Raw genomic sequence first — 18398 nt, forward strand, 5'->3', positions numbered from 1 at the left:
CCAATCCGCCGGAAAAACAGGGCGGGACAGAATGGCGAAAAGACTGCTGCATGTAGGCCAATGGTAACAGCCACCTGCAGCAGCCTTTCATCCAATCAATATATTTTCAGCCGGCCCACTGCCGGCTCATCTTCCTCTTCCATACCGCCCAGGCGCAGACGAAGGCAGTGGATGAAATCCACCAGATAGAACATGGTAAGTCCTACTGCCAGGACAGTCCCTACATGGCCGGGCAGGCTAATCACGGCAGCGCGCACCCTGATATCCAGAAAATAAAAGAAAAACAGGCCCAAAAGTCCCCAGGCAAGACTGCTTTCCAGACAAACCATTCCTCTGTAATTAAAGGGTTTATGGCTGTAATCCCACCAGAAGGAACCAAAGAGGCGGACCATAATATTGGCCGTGACCAGTTCCATGGTAGTAGCCATGGCCATGGATGCTGTGTAGAGCTCCATGGGCCTGCCTGCGACAGGTCTCAGCAGCATACAGGCTCCCAGGGCGCCGAAGCCGTATATGATGCAAAAGGGGCCATGGCCAAAGCCACGGTCCACCACAGGCCGCTTATATTCTGCACTCAGCACCATACATTCCAGCAGGTAACCAAGAAAACTATACATAAAAAACCAGTTGATGAAATCATAAATATTCATGGTATCTTCTGTCCTTCCTGTCTAACATGATACCCCCCGCCGTGTTAATAATAGGGATTCAGGGCCAGAGCCAGCCCAATTCCCAGTATTGCCCCTGCCAGAACCTGCAGGGGCGTGTGTCCCACATACTCCTTAAGCTTCTCCTGAAGCACTTCCGCATTCAGCTTAAGCGGATTCTCCGAAAGAATGGAATTCAGCAGCTTGGCCTGTTTTCCGGTTTCCCGCCTCACTCCGATGGCATCATACATGACAATCATGGAGAGCACGAAGGACACGGCAAATTCAAAGGACCCGGCCCCGTATTTCAGCAGGGCCGCTGTGGTCAGGCCGCAGACCGTGGCTGAATGGGAACTGGGCATGCCGCCTGACCCCACCAGGCGCTCCGCGTTAAAGTTCTTATTTAAAGCAAAATCAATCAGAGTCTTTAAGAACTGGGCAACCACCCATCCTGTAACAGCACTCATAAGAAGCTGATTGCCGAGCATCTGTGTCCATACATTCATAATCGGATTATTCTTTCCCCTTTCAAACGGGCTTTGGAACGGTTTCAGCAAAACACATGCTTACCTCCTGGCGGGCTGCGCAAACAGGCACATCCGTATCCAGTGCTTAAACCGGGCCGTGGTCTCCACTGTACTGCAATATTTATCTGCACAAGTAACTGCATATCCTGCCCTGGATGTGGGAGGGACAAGGGTCAGGGGCCACATGTGCCTCAGGATAATCATCCGTTCCTCCTCTGTCAGCCGGAAATGCCGGTCTGCATTCACCAGGGCTGCTTTTGGATGGGTGAATCCATGGAAGTACTGGCCCGTCTCCTTAGCATGGGTATGCCAATCGTATAAAAACAAATCATGGAGAAGCCCTGCCCGAGCAGCGCTTCTCCAATTTCCTCCCAGCTGTTTGCACAGCTTATATCCAAGGTATGAAACCTGTATACAGTGGGTCTTGCATGTAGTACTCCCGTGCTGTATATACTGGTCCATGGACTGGAATACAGGGTGGCACAGTATGTCCTTTACGCACTCCATATACTCCTCGTCTTCTGTTATCTCTGAAACCACTGACGGCTCCATATGGGCATCACACCTTTCTTAGTTCATCAGCATATTATCCGACATTACAGGTCTGTTGTCAATATCCAATCAGCCAGTCATAAAGTTCCTGGTACTTAGAGGCAGAGGTCCACCAGGAATAATCCTTGGCCATGGCCCTGTCGATAATTTTATTCCACTCACGGCGCTTGCTGCTGTAGACATACTTGGCATAACGTACGCTTCCCAGCATCTCATGAGCATTGTAATTGGCAAAGGAGAATCCTGTGCCTGAGCTCTCGTATTCATTATAGGGCTCCACCGTGTCCTTAAGGCCGCCTGTCTCCCTGACAATAGGCACTGTGCCGTAGCGCAGGGCCATCAGCTGGCTCAAACCGCAGGGCTCAAACAGGGATGGCATGAGAAATGCGTCGCTGGCAGCGTAAATCTTATGGGACATGGCCTCTGAGTAATAAATCTGGGCAGATACCCTGTCATGGTACTTCCAGTCATAGTGGCGGAACATATTCTCATAACGTTCCTCACCGGTTCCCAGGACCACCAGCTGCAAATCATCGTTGCACAGCTCATCCATGACACACTGAATCAGGTCAAAGCCCTTCTGGTCCGTAAGACGGGAGACAATTCCCACCATAAACTTCTTCTCATCCACAGGAAGGCCTAACTCCTGCTGGAGCGTCTTCTTGTTCTTTACCTTTTCCTTGCGGAAATTTTTAGCATTATAGGTCTGGGCGATGTACGTATCTGTCTCCGGATTAAACTCATCGTAGTCAATGCCGTTGACAATGCCCCTTAGGCTTCCGGCCCTGGAACGCATAAGGCCGTCCAGTCCCTCGCCGTAGAACGGCAGCTTGATTTCCTCTGCATATGTGTTGCTGACCGTGGTGATGGCATCTGCAAATACAATACCGCCCTTTAACAGGTTTCCGTCCTTGTAGGCTTCCAGCTTATCCGGTGCGAAATAGTAATCCGGCAGTTCCGTGAAGCGCTTAATGGTCTTCACATCCCACACACCCTGGAACTTCAGGTTGTGGATGGTAATTACAGACTTCATGTTGCAGAAAAATTCGCCTTCGTGGAACTTATCCTTGAGAAGGACAGGTATCAGTCCGGTCTGCCAGTCATGGCAGTGTACCACATCCGGCTGGAATCCAATCACCGGCAGTGCTGATAAGGCTGCCCGGCAGAAGAAGCAGAACTTCTCCAAATCCCAATACCAGTCGCCATATGGCTTTGCTCCGCTAAAATAGCTCTCATTATCAATAAAGTAAAAGGTTATACCTTCATGTACGTACTGTAGAATGCCCACATAGCGGCTCTGTCCCAGGTAATCCATATAGAAGTGGTTCACATATTCCATCCTGTCACGCCACTCCTGCTTGATGCAAAGGTACTTTGGGATGATGACCCTGACATCAAAATACTCTTTATTAAAGCATTTCGGCAGGGAGCCCACTACGTCTGCCAGTCCTCCTGTTTTAATAAACGGCACTGCTTCTGAAGCTGCAAATAGTATTTTCTTCATCAAAACCTCCCTCTCCTGACGAACAGGTTCCATATGCCTTTCCTAATAGTATACCTTACTTTTCCGAAATTAGGAAGTTCTTTCTGATGAATTTGTCTTAAATTTTTTTGTATTCCAAGAGTATTTTATCCGATATCAGCGCAATGAATTCAGAATTGGTAGGCTTACCCTTTCCGGTACTGATTGTATAACCGAAAACTTCATCGATGGTTTCCATCTTGCCTCTGCCCCAGGCCACCTCGATGGCATGACGTATGGCTCGTTCCACCCGGCTGGCCGTGGTCTGATTGCGTTTGGCAATGGCCGGATAGAGGATTTTCGTCACGCTGCTCATCATTTCCTGGTCTTCCACCGACATGGCGATGGCGTCTCTGAGATACTGATATCCTTTGATGTGGGCAGGTATGCCCAGCTCGTGAAGCATCTTTGTGATGTCCGTTTCCAGATGCTCCTTCATGTACTCCTCCCTGGTGATATGGGATTCTTCCCCTGGCTCAAACGGAGCCGTTAATACTTTTCCTGCCGGTTGTTTATCAGGCAGTTTACCGATATGACGAATCTTGTTTACCAGGATTTCCTTGTCGAAGGGTTTCATCAGATAGTAATTAGCTCCCGCCTTAAAGGCATCTTCTGTCATCTGTTCACCACCTACTGCACTAAGTATAATAAATGCAGGATTTTTCAGGAAAGTATGCTCGCTTTTCACTTTTTCCACCACGGATATACCGTCAATTTTCGGCATTACCAAATCCAGCAGAACAATGTCCGGCGTAGTGTCAACAATCATGTTAATGGCATCAGCACCATTGTCTGCCTTTCCAATTACAGATAATCCGTCCTCTGCGTTAATCAGTTCATCCAGCGTATTCAGAATTAGCGGATTGTCATCGACAATCGCAACATTCAGCTTTTCCACTTCCTTTTACCTCCTAAAATTGTTTGCCTGTGCTGAACTACCTGTCAAAAAATCGGTAGCTGCTATTCGACCACCTCTACATCAAATCCATCTCCTTCGTCAATATAACTCCTGGCGAAATTTATTATATATGGTCCCCTTACCATATATCAACGGTTCGTGGTCGCAATTTTAGACACGCGTCGAGATTAAATTGTATCATTTTTGGTGTCATTTTGCAATTATTAATTGTGACGATTAACATTTCTGTAACAAATAATTGGTTTTTTTACTTTATTTTACTTTAATTCGACACCATTTTTGTAATTTCAGCACGTTGATGTTTCATTTCATTATATTCTCACAGGCACGATTATAGAACGCAAACATCACTGTTTTTCCTCCTGATATTTAAAACTTTGGCAGATTTTCGGGAGGGGGAGCGACGGGATTTGTCGAATTTTGACGAGGGGGAGTGATTGAGGGCGGAAGAATGACATGGGAAAGAGTGCGGAGCGATGTATGACGACATGCTCATGGTCATTTGATTGGTATGGGAGGCATCAGCAGATGCCTCGTACGAGCCAATCATTATCGGATGATATGGGAAATGATTGCTTTGTTCTATGGATTCTTTGAAGGAGGTGGCATGCATGGGCGTGTCATGGTTGCGGTTCTGGTGTTTAATTTGCTGCTTTTTCGAAGAAGCTGACATGCACCAGATTGTGGAAACCTATGGCAACAACCATTTCAGTTCACAGCTTCTTCGCAGAAGCTGACATTGGACTGCCGTAGCCGTAGGACGGATTCTTACATTTCAATCCACAGCTTCTTCGCAGAAGCTGACAATCCAGGCCGCCAGCGTGGTCTTGTCCTCGTCTATTTCAATCCACAGCTTCTTCGCAGAAGCTGACTGCCAGCTGGTCCGTGTTATCCCAAAGCGCTTTTATTTCAATCCACAGCTTCTTCGCAGAAGCTGACGTACCGGTTGTACTTCTTACGTTGTCCGCCAGGGATTTCAATCCACAGCTTCTTCGCAGAAGCTGACGTGTGCGGGGATTTATTTTCGGTCATGGACCCAATAATTTCAATCCACAGCTTCTTCGCAGAAGCTGACAGCAAACATATCCAATCTTTCCATTTCACATCAGTCACATTGTATACATATTGTACAATTTTATCTCATAATTCTACATTTGCTTGCATCTCCTTTGATTTTTTTTACTCAAAGTCCCTTAAAAGGGGTACGAATCCCCCCAAGTTTTCCTGTTCACTTGGCATTCGCACTTATATGATGAAGGATAATTCGTAATCTTCCGAAAGCCTTTCCTCATCTACTCTAGTTTTGATTTTGGTTGAATCACAGCCATTTTGTGCTTATTCCTTCACCCTCAATACTCCAACATATTCTCAATCAAAATCCCATCCCCCCGGCTTGCATCCTGTACAAACACATGTGTCACCACCCCGGCCAGCTTCCCATCTTGTATAATTGGACTACCGCTCACGAGTGAGTCAAGTAAGGGATAACAATTTTAATCTTTATTTTCATATACTCTCAAAAATTCTTGAAGTATTTCGTAATACTTACACGCCTCCTCCTCAAAATAACCTGCCAATGCCGCAAAATCTTCTGTTTTCTGCGCAGCATTTAGAAGATGTGTATATTGATTTTTATTCTCATCACAAATCACAAATGGAATAATCCCATTTTTCAAACACTCCCGGAATAGAATCATTCTGCCTGTGCGTCCATTTCCATCCTGAAAAGGGTGTATTTTTTCATATTCGGCATGAAGTTTAGTAATATCGATTAGAGATTTTTCGCTGTTAAGATAGATTCCCAACAGTTCACACATCTTCTCATGAACCTGATTCGGCTTAACTGTTTCAATATCCCACACCACATTCTGTCTGTTTTTATACTCCCCAATCGGATAACCATTGGCCCGGTCCTCAAATACTCCCTGCTTAAGCGCCGCATGGAATTGTTTAATAAGGGGTTCCGATAATACCTCGTTGATTGTTTTTAAGGCCAGATTAAACATAAGAAAATGTCCATTGGTTTCTTCAATATCCTTGGCCCGGTAAATCTCTCCATCGGACATAATTGTTCCGGTATTAAATAATGACGCCGTCTGTTCTCTTGACAGCCGGCTGCCTTCGATGCGATTTGAATTATAGGCAAATTCTCTCTGGGTAATTCCATAGATACCGCTTCGATCCTTTTTCTGTAATTCGATTAACATCCTGTCCAACAGATAATTATTTATCGCAACGCAGTCATCCGGTGTTAATTCATGAAAGCTTTTATTTAAAATCGAGTTAATATTCATATATTCTCCATCAATCAAAATACGTTTTAGTCCTGAACCATATGTCTATTGACCATCAAGTTCTTCTATCTTTAGCCCATCGAGAGCAGTAGGTATATAATAACGTTTCCGAGTAATTCAGCGATATAATGGTATGAATTAGCTTTAGCAAAACCATATTTTGCACCATGAATACTGTGAGGAACGATTGCTACATTCTCGTGCAACAGCTTCTTCAAATATTCCTGCCATTCCAGTGTGGCTTTACCATAATCGTGTAAATATCCTGCCACATCCAAGAGAGCTTCCATGCCGAATTTTCCTGCAAATTTGCGAGCCAGTTTTGAGACATTAGTCGAATGTACTTTTAAAAGCTGATTCCGGCGAGCCAATGCTGTATCCCACAATTCTGTAGTAAATAATTTCTGTTTAAAGGCTTCTTTTTCGTCCTCAACTAATGGCGAAAAATTAATCTGCTCGTTCATCTTACCTCCCGCACTCTAACATCTCTATAATAACATATCCACATTCTTACAACAAGCAGTATCTATTAGTAAGCTCCTATCGCGCCCCGCTACTCCGTCCAGGCCACAACCGTTGACACGCTCCGCACACCAGCGGTTGTGTGGCCTTCGCAGCATAGCATACTACAGACGAGGGCGCAACTGTGAGCTGACTCCCAGCTGCGCCCTCGTCTTCCGTCTGCTCCTCACCCTCATTGCTCCAACATATTCTCAATCAATATCCCATACCCCCGGCTTGCATCCTGCACAAACACATGGGTCACCGCCCCGGCCAGCTTCCCATCCTGTATAATCGGACTGCCGCTCATCCCCTGCACAATCCCGCCTGTCAGCTCCAGCAGCTCCGGGTCAGTCACCTTGATGACCATGCTTTTGTTCTTATGGCTGGAATTATAATCCACCTTTTGAATTTCAATGGCATAATCCTTTAATTCGCCGGAAATATTGCTTCGGATATAGGCCGGTCCCTGCTTCACATCCTGGCGGCAGGCGATTTCCAGAGGCTCTCCCACTATCTGCTTTTTGAATTGCTGGTTGACGGTGCCGAATATGCCTTCATTTGTGTTCTTTTCAATATCCCCCATATGGGACTGGGGGCCGTAGTAAATCACGCCGGACAGCAGTCCCGGCTTGCCCATGGAGCCTTTTTCAATTCCCATGATTTCAGTGGAATAAAGGGCGCCGTCAGAGGATTCCACCAAGTCTCCTGTATCGCTGTCGCTGATTCCATGGCCCAGGGCGCCGAATCTGCCGTTCATATCCACATAAGTAATGGTACCGATACCCTGGGTATCGTCCCTGACCCATGCTCCCAGCTTGTACTGTCCGTCAGCGCCCTGGACCGGCTTCAGGCTCACATCCACGTCCTCGCCTTCCCTGCGCACCTGGAGCACACAGTCCTGTCCGCCTGACTCGCTGACAGCGCGTATCAGGTCCTCCTTTGTGTTCATGGGCTTTCCGTTAAATGCCTCTATATAGTCTCCTGATTTCAGTATACCGTAGGCAGGTTCCACCTCCATACCGTCGCTTCCCGTTATACGTCCTGTACCGATGACCATGACGCCGTCTGATTTCAGATAGATTCCTATGGGGGAGCCGCAGGGAATGGCATATCTGGTGTCCACCACGTCCACCTGTATGTCCTTTAATTTTATCACCCCAAACAGCTTAAGACCTACCTGATAACTTCCCTTTTCTCCCCCAAACATGGAAAAACGGTCCCTGCCGCTTATAGTAATCTGGTCCGCCGGTATGTTGCTTTCATTTGCCAGGGCCACTTCCTGGCTGCCGCTGGATATGGTTGCCTTCAAAGGCAGGCCGAAGGAAAATTCCTCCTCTTCATTTTCTATAATGCTCACCCGGTCCGGCACTGCCTGGTCCATGTAATACCACGTATATCCCGTAACAGCCACAACGGACAGCCAGAAGATGCGTCCCAGCCACCGGTAAAAGATTGATTTCCCCTTCATCGCCCTGCCTCCTTATATAGTCATTCATTTAAAATGGGTCAATACAAAGCCATGGTGCATCTGCTGCGGATGGACCATAACAAAAAAAGAAAGAAGCAATGTTCGCTGCCTCTTTCTTAGTATTATCCATCCTTAGGATTTCAATCTGTTTTATTTTGTTCTGTCTGCCAATTCCTTCATTTCACCTGCGTTTTTAAGTACGGCCTCTGTAATCCTGGCGCCGCCCAAGAGCCTGGCCAGCTCTTCTATGGAAGCCCTTCTGTCCAGCAGGCGGATGGTGGTTATGGTCCTGCCCTGGCTGGCAGATTTTGCAATTTCAAAATGTGAATCCGCCATAGCCGCTATCTGCGGCAGGTGGGTGATGCAGATAACCTGGTGGTTCTTTGCTATGAGCATTAGTTTCTCCGATACCTTCTGGGCGGTACGCCCGCTGATGCCGGTGTCTATCTCATCGAAAATCAGGGTCGGGATGTCGTCGGAATCCGCCAGCACGGTCTTAATGGCCAGCATGATTCTGGAAAGCTCGCCTCCGGACGCTACATCCTTCAGAGGACGCATGGGCTGCCCGGGATTGGTGGAAATAAGGAATTGGACTTCGTCCCATCCGGACGAGGTAAAGTGACCCAGTTTTTCAAATTCCATGTCAAATTCCACATCCAGGAAATTCAGGTCCTCCAGACCCTGCTTGATTTTCTTTACAAGCTCCCTGGATGCCTTTTTACGTATCCCTGTTAATTGTGCGCAGAGTTTCTCCAATCCATTCCTGCATGCCTCTAATTCCTGCTCCATGCGCTTTCTGTGGGCGTCATAATCTTCCAGTTCTTCCAGCTTTTTCTTTTTTTGTTCCAGCTTTTGGCGGATAATCTCCACTGTTGCCCCGTATTTTGCCTGAAGGTTATGTATCAGGTCCAGGCGTTCCTCGGTCTTTCTGAATGTTTCCTCGTCCATTTCCATGGAATCCAGGTAGGCAGACATTTCCCTTCCTGCATCCCTCAGTATGGAATCCGCGTCATAGAGCTGGTCCCGGATGCCGCCCAGGGTGTCATCGTACTCAGCGGCCTGCTCCACCTCTTTTAAGGCCCTTGAAAGCCATTCTCCCTCCACTGCCCCGTAGGCAGCCCCCAGACATTCTGCAATACGCCTGGAATGGGAATAACGGCGGTAGAGGGAGGTGAGTTCCTCCTCCTCCCCTTCCTTCAGGGCTGATGCCTCTATCTCCTCTATCTCGAACCGCAGGAAGTCAGCTTCGCGGATACGGCTCTCAGCATCCAAATTAAACCCTCCCAGCTTTTCTTCAAGGGAACGGTATATACGGTACCTGTCTGCAATTGTCTGTTTTACAGGCTGGGTCGCGGCCTTGACATAGGCGTCCAGAATTTCAAGATGCTTGGATTTGTACAGCAGGGACTGGTGCTCATGCTGCCCGTGTATATCCAGCAGCAGTCCTGTAATCTGGCTCAGTCTGGCCATGGTCACTGTCTCATCGTTAATACGGCTGATGCTCCTGGCAGGGGTCAGCTTCCTGGATATGATTACCAGTCCGTCCTCTGTGGGTTCCACCTCCAGCTCCCTGAGAGCCTTCCGCTTCTCTTCCCCTGTGACGGAAAATACCAGCTCAATATAGGCGTAGTCTGCCCCGGGGCGTATGCTGCCTTTGGACGCTTTGCCGCCCAGGGCCATGGTTACGGAACCGATGATGATGGATTTTCCGGCTCCGGTTTCACCGGTAAGGATATTGAGGCCCTCGCCGAATTCCACATCCGCTTTCTCAATAAGGGCCAGGTTCTTTACATGCAGCTCCAGTAACATATTACACCCCTTTTCCGTTAGTCTTCCACCATTTTCTTGATTTTTTCCATGACAATGATGGTGTCGTCCACACTGCGTATGGCACACATGATGGTATCATCGCCAGCAATGCAGCCCACGATTTCGTGAAACTGGATGGCGTCCAGGGCAGCAGCCACAGCCATGGCCATGCCGGATACGGTCTTGATTACCAGGATATTCTGGGCCATGTCCATGGACATGTATCCGTCCTTAAGGATACGGATATATTTAATGGCAGATGTCCCTCTGGGGCTTTCCAGAACCATGTAGCGCTGTCTGCCGCTCTCCGACTGCATCTTGGTCAGCTTCAGCTCACGGATGTCCCGGGAGACGGTTGCCTGGGTCACATTAAACCCAGCCTCATTCAATCTCTCTGCCAGCTCCTCCTGTGTCTCTATCTCATATTTTCCAATTAGTTCGACAATCTTGCTGTGGCGCTCTACTTTCATGTGAGACGCTCCCCTCCTTGTTGATTTATAATGGCCTGCGGACCATGGGTTGGCTATAATCCTCCCAGATGGTTGCTGAGGTTCTGCATGAATGATATCTGCTTTAGCTTGAGCATCACTGTCTGCAGCCCGGAACATTGGATATCAATGCAGTCTCCTGCCTTTAACTCCATGGACGTATCCCCGTCAAAGGATACGACCTGGCCGCTGTTAAGGACCTTAATCCGGACCCGGTCCTCCGGAGCCAGCACAATACTCCTGGCATTGAGGGAATGGGAACAGATGGGCGTCAGCACCATCATCCTGGCCCCCGGCGCTATCACCGGTCCTCCTGCTGAAAGATTGTAGGCCGTGGACCCTGTAGGCGTGGCCACCAGGACACCGTCTGCTGCGTATTCATTGAGATACTCGTCATTTACATAGACACTGTAGCGGAGCACCTTCAGAGGGTCCTTTCTGGTAACCGCTATCTCATTGAGGGCAATATCCTTTAAAATGGCCTCTTCCTCCCGCCATGCAGTTCCCTGTATCATCATCCGCCGTTCCAGCTGGTAGCGCTCATTCAGCAGGGACTCCAGCACCGGTGCAATGTCCTCCTGCCGGCTCACCTGATTCAGATAACCCAGATGGCCCCGGTTCACCCCCAGCATGGGGATATTACGGCCTGCCAAATCCCTGGCCGCCTGTATAAGGGTGCCGTCTCCCCCGATTGTTATGACACACTCCGTATCCTCCGGCACCTGGGCCCCGTCAATATGGGCTCCCCCCCTGGTTCTCTCAGGTGTGTGGTGCAGAAGGCACTCTGCTCCCTTTGCCTCCAGGTACCCTTTGATGAATACCTGGGCTTCCTGTACATATTCTTTGTCAAGATTGGCAATAATATAAAAATGTTTCATGGTTATGGGGCTCCTGACGTTTTTATACGTTATTTATCCATTTGTGCAGGCCGTGGGCTGTTTAATCCAGACAGCCATGGGCCTGCTCCACTATGGCCCGGGCCGATACTTCCTGCCTGGCTGCTTCCTGCCTGGTTACTTCCTGCCTGTTTTCCTCCTGCCCCGCCTCTTCCTGCGGACAATTCTGGAGGTACAGAAGATATTCGATGTTTCCCTCAGGCCCCTTTATGGGTGAGAATTCCAGGCCCAGTATGCCAAAGCCAATGGTTCTGGCATACCCCATAACCATCTCTATGACTTCAAGATGAACGCTCTTTTCCCTGACAACGCCCTTTTTTCCCACTTTTTCCCGTCCTGCCTCAAACTGGGGCTTTATCAGGCACACCACCTGGCCGTTCTGGGTCAGAAGCTGTTTTACCGGTCCCAGCACTTTGGTCAGGGATATAAAAGAAACATCAATACTGGCAAACTCAATGCGGTCCCCAATATCCTCCGGGGTCACGTACCGTATATTGGTCTTCTCCATGCAGATAACCCGGTCGTCATTGCGCAGCTTCCAGGCAAGCTGTCCATGGCCCACGTCCACGGCATACACCTTCACCGCGCCGTTCTGGAGCATACAGTCCGTAAATCCGCCGGTGGAAGCGCCTACGTCCATACATACCTTGCCGGCCAGCTCTACGCCGAAATGGCTCATGGCCTTTTCCAGCTTAAGCCCTCCGCGGCTGACATATTTAAGGGTGCTTCCCCTAACCTCAATCTGTACTGTCTCCTCAAAGGACGTGCCTGCCTTATCTTCCTTCTGCCCATTGACATAGACTATCCCTGACATAATCAGGGCCTTTGCCTTTTCTCTGGACTCCGCCAGGTTTCTCTGGACCATAAGCACGTCCAACCGTTCTTTCTTCATTACTGTTCTCCTTATGCCGGAACGGCATCTCCCTGCTGCCTTCCGGCTTAAGGGGGCAATGCCGCCTGTGTTATCTGATACCTGTCAAGGCTTTTCCGCCGTACATTGTCCGGCAGCTATCCGCCCGGATACATATGTTCAAGCTTGGTTTTTGTCCGGAACCGGGCAGACTTCCGGGGATTCCTGTGCGGCCGGCCCTATATAGCCGCTGGCCTTCATGGTCCGTATAATGGAATCGCTGTCGATTCCCAGGCCTTCTCTTAATATGGATACATTGCCGTGCTCCACATATGCGTCAGGAATGGCAATATTAAGTACCTTTACATCCGGATAGTTTTCATGTATAAACGCAGTGACAGCCAGGCCGTATCCGCCCTGGAGCACATTTTCCTCCATGGTGACAATCAGACGGTGCCTCTCAGCCAGACGTGAAACCATTTTCCTGTCAAAGGGCTTCACAAACCTGCCGTTGGCAAGGCTGCATCTGTATCCTTCTGCTTTCAGCTTCTCCCGTACATGCTCCCCCGTGCTGACCATGCTTCCCACTGCAAGGAGAGCAATGTCCCCTTCCTCGTAAAGCATTTCACCCGCACCATACGAAACAGGCTGCCTAAACTCCTTCAGTCCGCGGTATGCCTCGCCTCTCGGATAACGGATAGCCAGTGGACTGTTGTAATCCATGGCAAAGTCCAGCATGGCCCGCAGCTCCCACAGGTTCTTGGGGGCCATGACGCTCATATTGGGTATGGAGGTCAGGAAGGAATAATCAAAGATTCCCTGATGGGTCTCCCCGTCGCTTCCCACAAGCCCTGCCCGGTCCACTGCAAAGAGCACCGGCAGGTTCTGGATACAGACATCGTGGAGGACCTGGTCATAGGCCCTCTGAAGGAAGGAGGAATAGACCGCCACCACCGGCCTGAGTCCGGCTGCTGCCATACCGGCTGCGGATGTGACTGCATGGGCTTCCGCGATTCCCACATCAAAAAAGCGGTCCGGGTATTTCTTTCCAAAGGCAGCCAGCCCCGTACCGTCAGGCATGGCGGCCGTGACCGCCACCAAATCCGGATGCTCCTCCCCCAGCTGGCATAGCTTTCTGGAGAACACATCCGTATAGGATGGATTCTTCTGGGCTGACAGGGATTTGCCCGTTTCCACGTCAAAGGGTCCCACCCCATGAAAATAGGACGGATTCTTCTCTGCCGGGCGGTATCCCTTTCCCTTTTTTGTCATCACATGAACCAGGACTGCGTGGTCCAGCTTCTGGGCCTCCCTCAGCACCTTGCAGAGGGCCTGGATATTATGGCCGTCCACTGGTCCCAGATAGGTGATTCCCATATTTTCAAACAGCATGCCTGGTATAAACAGCTGCTTTATACTGTTTTTGGTGCGTTTGATTTTGTCTATCATGGCAGTGCCCACCACCGGAATCCGGTCCAGGGCATCTGCCACGCTCTTTTTCAGGTCGTTGTAGCCGCTGCCTGTACGCAGGCCGTTTAAGTAGCGGGACATGCCCCCTACATTTTCCGAAATGGACATCTTATTGTCATTCAGCACAATGATAAAGTTCTTCTTCATCCGGGCGGCATTGTTCAGGGCCTCATAGGCCATGCCTCCGGTAAGGGCCCCGTCTCCAATCACAGACACCACGCGGTAGTTCTCACCCCTGATATCCCGTCCAAGGGCAATGCCCAGTCCTGCGGATATGGAGGTGGAGCTGTGGCCTGTATCAAAGGAATCATAAGGACTCTCCTTGCGCTTGGGAAATCCGCTGAGACCGCCGTACTGACGGAGCTCATCAAATTCAGCCATGCGCCCGCTTAATATCTTATGGGTATAGGACTGGTGCCCCACATCCCAGATAACCTTGTCCTCAGGAAGGTTTAAGGTCTTAAAAAGGGCGATGGTCAGTTCCACCACGCCCAGATTGGAGGCCAGATGTCCTCCGGTATGGCTGATTTTTTCAATCAGGAAGGTCCGTATCTCCTGGGCCAGTATCTTTAAATCCTCGGGCGGGAGGGCTTTCAGCTCCTCCGGCCCACTAATTTGTTCCAGTATCATAATAACGGTATCTCCAGTCTTACTTCTGACGGCCCACCAATGAGCGGATTAACTGCTCCAGGAAGTCATTGTTTCCCGGCAGCTTGTTCAGCTCCTCGATGGCTTCCGCAGAAATCTGCTCCACATCCTTCTTGGCCTTCTCCAGGCCTGCCAGGGTTACATAGGTGGTCTTCTTATTCTTTTCATCGCTTCCTGAAGGTTTGCCGGTCACATCCTGGCTTCCCGTCACATCCAGGATATCGTCCTGAATCTGGAATGCCATTCCGATTTTGGCTGCAAGGGATTCCACTATCTTGCAGTCCTCCTCGGCAGCTCCGCCCAGAACAGCGCCAATCAGCATAGAAGCCTCAATAAGCGCTCCTGTCTTCAGACGGTAGATGAAATCCAGCTTGTTCTCGGGTATAGGACCTCCGGCCAGCTCCACATCCACGGTCTGGCCTCCTATCATGCCGTAAACCCCGGTCTTGCGGGCAAGAATGCCCACGGCCCGTCCAATCCTGGACAGTTCGTCCGGGTCAATGCTTGTCTCAAAGGCATTGGCAGCTGTCTCAAAGGAATACATCATAAGCGCATCCCCGGTAAGCACACCGATGTCCTCGCCGAACTCAGCCCATGTGCTGGCCTTGCCCCGGCGCATCATGTCATCATCCATACAGGGAAGGTCGTCGTGCACCAGGGAGGATGTGTGTATCATCTCCACTGCCGCCATAAAGGGTATCACGGATTCCAAAAGGGTGCCTGTAAAAAGCCGGCACATCTCCTGCATGAGCATGGGGCGGAGGCGTTTTCCGCCTGCCTTCATGCTGTAGTTCATGGCCTCGAAAATTGTCTTCTGATGGCCTGTTTCCTCCGGAAGATAAGTTCCAATTAACTGCTCAATTTCTGCTGTACGCGCATCAAGTTCCTGTTTAAATGTTTCCTTATCGCTCATTTTCGTCACCCTCACTCAATATTAGAATCTGTTTTTCTACGTTGTCTATCTGACCGCTCAGGGATTTCACCAGCTTCATCCCCGCTTCATAGCAGGTGAATGATTCCTCCAGCGTACTGTCCCCGGCTTCCAGTTTCTTTATAATATCTTCCAGCTGGGCGAAATTCTCCTCAATGCTGGCTTTATTCTCTTCCTTTTCCTGTGTATCCGTCTTCTTACGCGGCATCCTCTATCCCTCACTTCCCGGTAATTTCATGGATTCTGTGTTCGTGACCAGGGCGTCCACACGTCCGTCCTTCACGCTTATGCGTATGGTATCGCCTGTCGCTGCCTGTGCAATGGAGGTGAATGCCCTGCCTTTTGCATCTGTCACAAAGCCATACCCGCCCCCTAACTTTTTAAGAGGCGACAATCCGTCCAGCCTTCCGGACAGCAGTGCCAGCCTGTGCTTTCCCTCTGTAAGTCCGGCAGCCATCCGCGCCTCAAGACGCCGTTTCCTGTCCTCCAGCGTGAGCCGGGCATCTCCCAGCTGTTCCTCCATCATCCGCCCCAGACGGCTCTCCATATCCGCCAGACGCTGGCGCCTGTCATTGAGCTGGCGCTGCGGGCTTAGAAGTTTCAAACGCATACCGCACTGGTCCAGCCGGAAATGCACCTTTTCAAGCCTGCGCTCCATGGAGCGTTCCAGCACCTGCCTGTACAGATTCACCTGCTCCGTAAACTGGCTGTAATCAAACACGGCCAGCTCTGCTGCCGCTGACGGCGTAGGCGCCCTTAAATCCGCCACATAATCCGCTATGGTCACGTCTGTCTCATGCCCTACGGCTGAGATAATCGGGGTGGTGCAGTTGAAGATGGCCCTGGCCACCATTTCTTCATTAAATGCCCAGAGGTCCTCAATGGAGCCTCCGCCTCTCCCCACTATCAGGACATCCAGCCCCATCCGGTCCAGCGTTTCAATGCCCTTTGCAATACTGTACTTTGCCTGCTCCCCCTGGACCAGGGCCGGGTATAGTATGAGCTGGACATAAGGGTTCCTTCTGGCGGAAATATTCATGATATCGCGGATGGCAGCTCCTGTGCCGGCCGTGACGATTCCCACCTTTCTGGCATACCTGGGAATGGGCTGCTTGTAGCAGCTGTCGAACATTCCCATCTCCTCCAGTTCATTCCGCAGCTTTTCAAACCGGCGGAACAGGTCGCCCTTTCCTTCCCTGGTAATTTCCTTTGCATAAAGCTGGTATCTTCCGTCCCTCTCGTACACATCCACGGTGCCTGACACCGTGACCTCCTGGCCTTCCTGAAGCTCAAAGTCCAGCCCTTTCCTCTGTCCTGCAAACATGACGGCGGCAATCTGTGCGCCGCCGTCCTTCAATGTAAAATAGATATGGCCGGATGTGTGGTACTTACAGTTGGACACCTCTCCCCGGATGGAAATCCGGTTCAGGGCAAAGTCCTGTGTAAACATGTTCCTGATATATGCAGTTACCTGAGATACGGTGTAAACACTTGCCATACGTCCTGCCTACGCTTCGCTTTCCTTATTATCCGCGGGGCCCTGGGACGCTTTGGAGTCCTGGGGCGCCTTGGTGTCCTGGGATGTCTGGGGCGCCTTGGTGTCCTGGGATGTCTGGGACGCTTTGGTGTCCTGGGATGCCTGGACATCCTGGGACGCCTGGAGGTCCTGGGTTTCCTCCGCCGCCCTGTTCTCCCCGGCCGCCTTGGTTCCCTTGCTTACAAACTTAGCCAATATTCCGTTTACAAAGGACGGTGAATCATTTCCGCCGAACTTTTTAGCCAGCTCCACTGCCTCGTTGATGGATACCTTCTCAGGAATGGCGTCATCGTAAATCATCTCATACAGGGCCAGGCGCAGGATGGTCAGTTCCACCTTTCCCATACGCTTGGTCTTCCAACCGGCAGCCGCCTGGTTCAGCTTCTCATCTATCTCAGGAATCTTCTCCATTATGTTTGCTGTTCTTGCCTGAAGATATTCACTGTCCGCCTCTTTTAATTCTACTTTATGCAATACCTGAAGAATACCCGACTCATCTACATCGTCTTCTTCCGGGGACTGGAAATACTGGCCCAGCTGGGCTATGGCCTCTTCCTGTGTCGGGTAGAAGTCAGCCGAGAACAGCATCTTAAAACAATGCTCCCGCAATTCTCTTCTGGTCATTTTCTCTGCTTGTACCAAAAAGCAACGGCTTTCCGTACATTTTCCTTTCTTCGTGATGTCCGCTTCCTCCCTTGTCAGGGCGTGTCCTAAATAACCCGGGGATGAAGCTGCTCTAGATATTATAGCAAACCCAGTGCATAAAAACAATAAAAAATGTATAAAACACTCCCCAGGCAACGCTCCGGGGAGTGTTTACAGATATTATATTAAACCATGGTTTTATCTGCCTTCATCCATATTGACTCCGGCAATCTTTACATTCACGTCCAGCACGGTCAGCCCTGTCATGTTCTCAATGGCCGTGCTTACCTTTTCCTGAACCTGCTCGCTTACGGCCGGGATGTTGTATCCGTAGCGGATATTAAGGGACAGGTCTACCGACACATGCTCCTCGGTCACATCCACCTTGACTCCCTTGCTCAGGTTCTTCATGCCCAGCTTGCCCACCAGCTCATTGGTGATGTTTCCGGCCATGGAATCCACGCCCTCCACCTCTGTGGCAGCCAGACCTGCAATAATGGCCACTACCTCGTCTGCAATCTGTACTTCGCCTATCTTTTCTTTTTCGTATAATTTATGGGTACTGCGATTTTCCTCAGACATCACAACTTACCTCCTGTCAAGACTTAATTATTAGTATTATAACAAATCCGGGAGGATATGTATAGGATTAATTTTAACGCCCTTTCTCAATGATACCAGCTCTGACAGA

19 protein-coding genes and 1 CRISPR repeat array are annotated in these 18398 nt (G+C 49.9%); all 19 genes read right to left on the minus strand.

Going from position 1 to position 18398, the window contains the following annotated elements:
* Positions 1 to 95 precede the first annotated feature (95 nt).
* The 19 genes from I2H39_RS13525 to I2H39_RS13615 all read right to left on the minus strand — a co-directional run bounded on the left by I2H39_RS13525 (position 96) and on the right by I2H39_RS13615 (position 18289).
* Positions 96 to 650 carry a putative ABC transporter permease gene (locus tag I2H39_RS13525; protein WP_138311249.1) on the minus strand — a complete coding sequence of 185 codons (555 nt, stop codon included), beginning with the start codon at positions 648 to 650 and terminating at the stop codon, positions 96 to 98.
* A gap of 44 nt (positions 651 to 694) precedes the next feature.
* Positions 695 to 1153: a divergent PAP2 family protein gene (locus I2H39_RS13530; protein ID WP_330641002.1), complete on the minus strand. Its 459-nt coding sequence runs from the start codon at positions 1151 to 1153 to the stop codon at positions 695 to 697.
* Between the two features lie 60 nt (positions 1154 to 1213).
* Positions 1214 to 1726, minus strand: a complete 513-nt coding sequence (locus I2H39_RS13535; protein ID WP_207740014.1) for an HD family phosphohydrolase — start codon at positions 1724 to 1726, stop codon at positions 1214 to 1216.
* A 58-nt stretch (positions 1727 to 1784) separates the two neighbouring features.
* Complete coding sequence (gene glgA / locus I2H39_RS13540) at positions 1785 to 3230, minus strand: glycogen synthase GlgA (RefSeq protein ID WP_195626707.1); 1446 nt, start codon at positions 3228 to 3230, stop codon at positions 1785 to 1787.
* 97 nt (positions 3231 to 3327) lie between these two features.
* Positions 3328 to 4146 carry a sporulation transcription factor Spo0A gene (gene spo0A / locus I2H39_RS13545; protein WP_002584719.1) on the minus strand — a complete coding sequence of 273 codons (819 nt, stop codon included), beginning with the start codon at positions 4144 to 4146 and terminating at the stop codon, positions 3328 to 3330.
* 659 nt (positions 4147 to 4805) lie between these two features.
* Positions 4806 to 5242: direct repeats of the CRISPR family, unit length 33 nt; unit sequence ATTTCAATCCACAGCTTCTTCGCAGAAGCTGAC.
* A 274-nt stretch (positions 5243 to 5516) separates the two neighbouring features.
* Positions 5517 to 5633 (minus strand): SpoIVB peptidase S55 domain-containing protein, encoded by a 117-nt coding sequence (locus tag I2H39_RS13550; protein WP_195626708.1) that lies wholly within the window; start codon positions 5631 to 5633, stop codon positions 5517 to 5519.
* Positions 5634 to 5660: 27 nt separating this feature from the next.
* Positions 5661 to 6461: a Fic family protein gene (locus I2H39_RS13555; RefSeq protein WP_195626709.1), complete on the minus strand. Its 801-nt coding sequence runs from the start codon at positions 6459 to 6461 to the stop codon at positions 5661 to 5663.
* Between the two features lie 71 nt (positions 6462 to 6532).
* Entirely contained in the window at positions 6533 to 6925 is a 393-nt protein-coding gene (locus I2H39_RS13560) for a CRISPR-associated endonuclease Cas3'' (protein ID WP_195626710.1), read from the minus strand.
* Positions 6926 to 7155: 230 nt separating this feature from the next.
* A complete protein-coding gene (spoIVB, locus tag I2H39_RS13565; protein ID WP_195626711.1) occupies positions 7156 to 8433 on the minus strand; it encodes a SpoIVB peptidase in 1278 nt (425 codons plus the stop codon).
* A gap of 150 nt (positions 8434 to 8583) precedes the next feature.
* Positions 8584 to 10242, minus strand: a complete 1659-nt coding sequence (recN, locus tag I2H39_RS13570; protein ID WP_138311244.1) for a DNA repair protein RecN — start codon at positions 10240 to 10242, stop codon at positions 8584 to 8586.
* 17 nt (positions 10243 to 10259) lie between these two features.
* Complete coding sequence (gene argR, locus I2H39_RS13575) at positions 10260 to 10712, minus strand: arginine repressor (protein ID WP_002569663.1); 453 nt, start codon at positions 10710 to 10712, stop codon at positions 10260 to 10262.
* A 53-nt stretch (positions 10713 to 10765) separates the two neighbouring features.
* Positions 10766 to 11608, minus strand: a complete 843-nt coding sequence (locus I2H39_RS13580) for an NAD(+)/NADH kinase (RefSeq protein ID WP_138311243.1) — start codon at positions 11606 to 11608, stop codon at positions 10766 to 10768.
* 61 nt (positions 11609 to 11669) lie between these two features.
* Complete coding sequence (locus I2H39_RS13585) at positions 11670 to 12518, minus strand: TlyA family RNA methyltransferase (RefSeq protein WP_195626712.1); 849 nt, start codon at positions 12516 to 12518, stop codon at positions 11670 to 11672.
* 138 nt (positions 12519 to 12656) lie between these two features.
* Positions 12657 to 14576 carry a 1-deoxy-D-xylulose-5-phosphate synthase gene (gene dxs / locus I2H39_RS13590; protein ID WP_138311241.1) on the minus strand — a complete coding sequence of 640 codons (1920 nt, stop codon included), beginning with the start codon at positions 14574 to 14576 and terminating at the stop codon, positions 12657 to 12659.
* 19 nt (positions 14577 to 14595) lie between these two features.
* The gene (locus I2H39_RS13595; protein ID WP_195626713.1) at positions 14596 to 15507 is read right to left on the minus strand and encodes a polyprenyl synthetase family protein; all 912 of its coding nucleotides are present in this window, start codon (positions 15505 to 15507) and stop codon (positions 14596 to 14598) included.
* On the minus strand, positions 15497 to 15733 hold the full coding sequence (gene xseB, locus I2H39_RS13600; RefSeq protein WP_138311239.1) for an exodeoxyribonuclease VII small subunit: 237 nt from the start codon (positions 15731 to 15733) through the stop codon (positions 15497 to 15499). Before xseB ends, I2H39_RS13595 begins: the two co-directional genes overlap by 11 nt.
* 3 nt (positions 15734 to 15736) lie before the next feature.
* Positions 15737 to 17023 carry an exodeoxyribonuclease VII large subunit gene (xseA, locus tag I2H39_RS13605; protein ID WP_195626714.1) on the minus strand — a complete coding sequence of 429 codons (1287 nt, stop codon included), beginning with the start codon at positions 17021 to 17023 and terminating at the stop codon, positions 15737 to 15739.
* Positions 17024 to 17032: 9 nt separating this feature from the next.
* Positions 17033 to 17686 (minus strand): transcription antitermination factor NusB, encoded by a 654-nt coding sequence (gene nusB / locus I2H39_RS13610; RefSeq protein ID WP_195626715.1) that lies wholly within the window; start codon positions 17684 to 17686, stop codon positions 17033 to 17035.
* A 219-nt stretch (positions 17687 to 17905) separates the two neighbouring features.
* Positions 17906 to 18289, minus strand: coding sequence for an Asp23/Gls24 family envelope stress response protein (locus tag I2H39_RS13615; RefSeq protein ID WP_138311236.1), 384 nt, complete (start codon positions 18287 to 18289; stop codon positions 17906 to 17908).
* Between the last annotated feature and the right edge of the window lie 109 nt (positions 18290 to 18398).

It is taken from the genome of Clostridium sp. 1001283B150225_161107_B6 (assembly GCF_015556325.1).
In the GTDB taxonomy this organism is placed as follows: Bacteria; Bacillota; Clostridia; order Lachnospirales; family Lachnospiraceae; genus Enterocloster.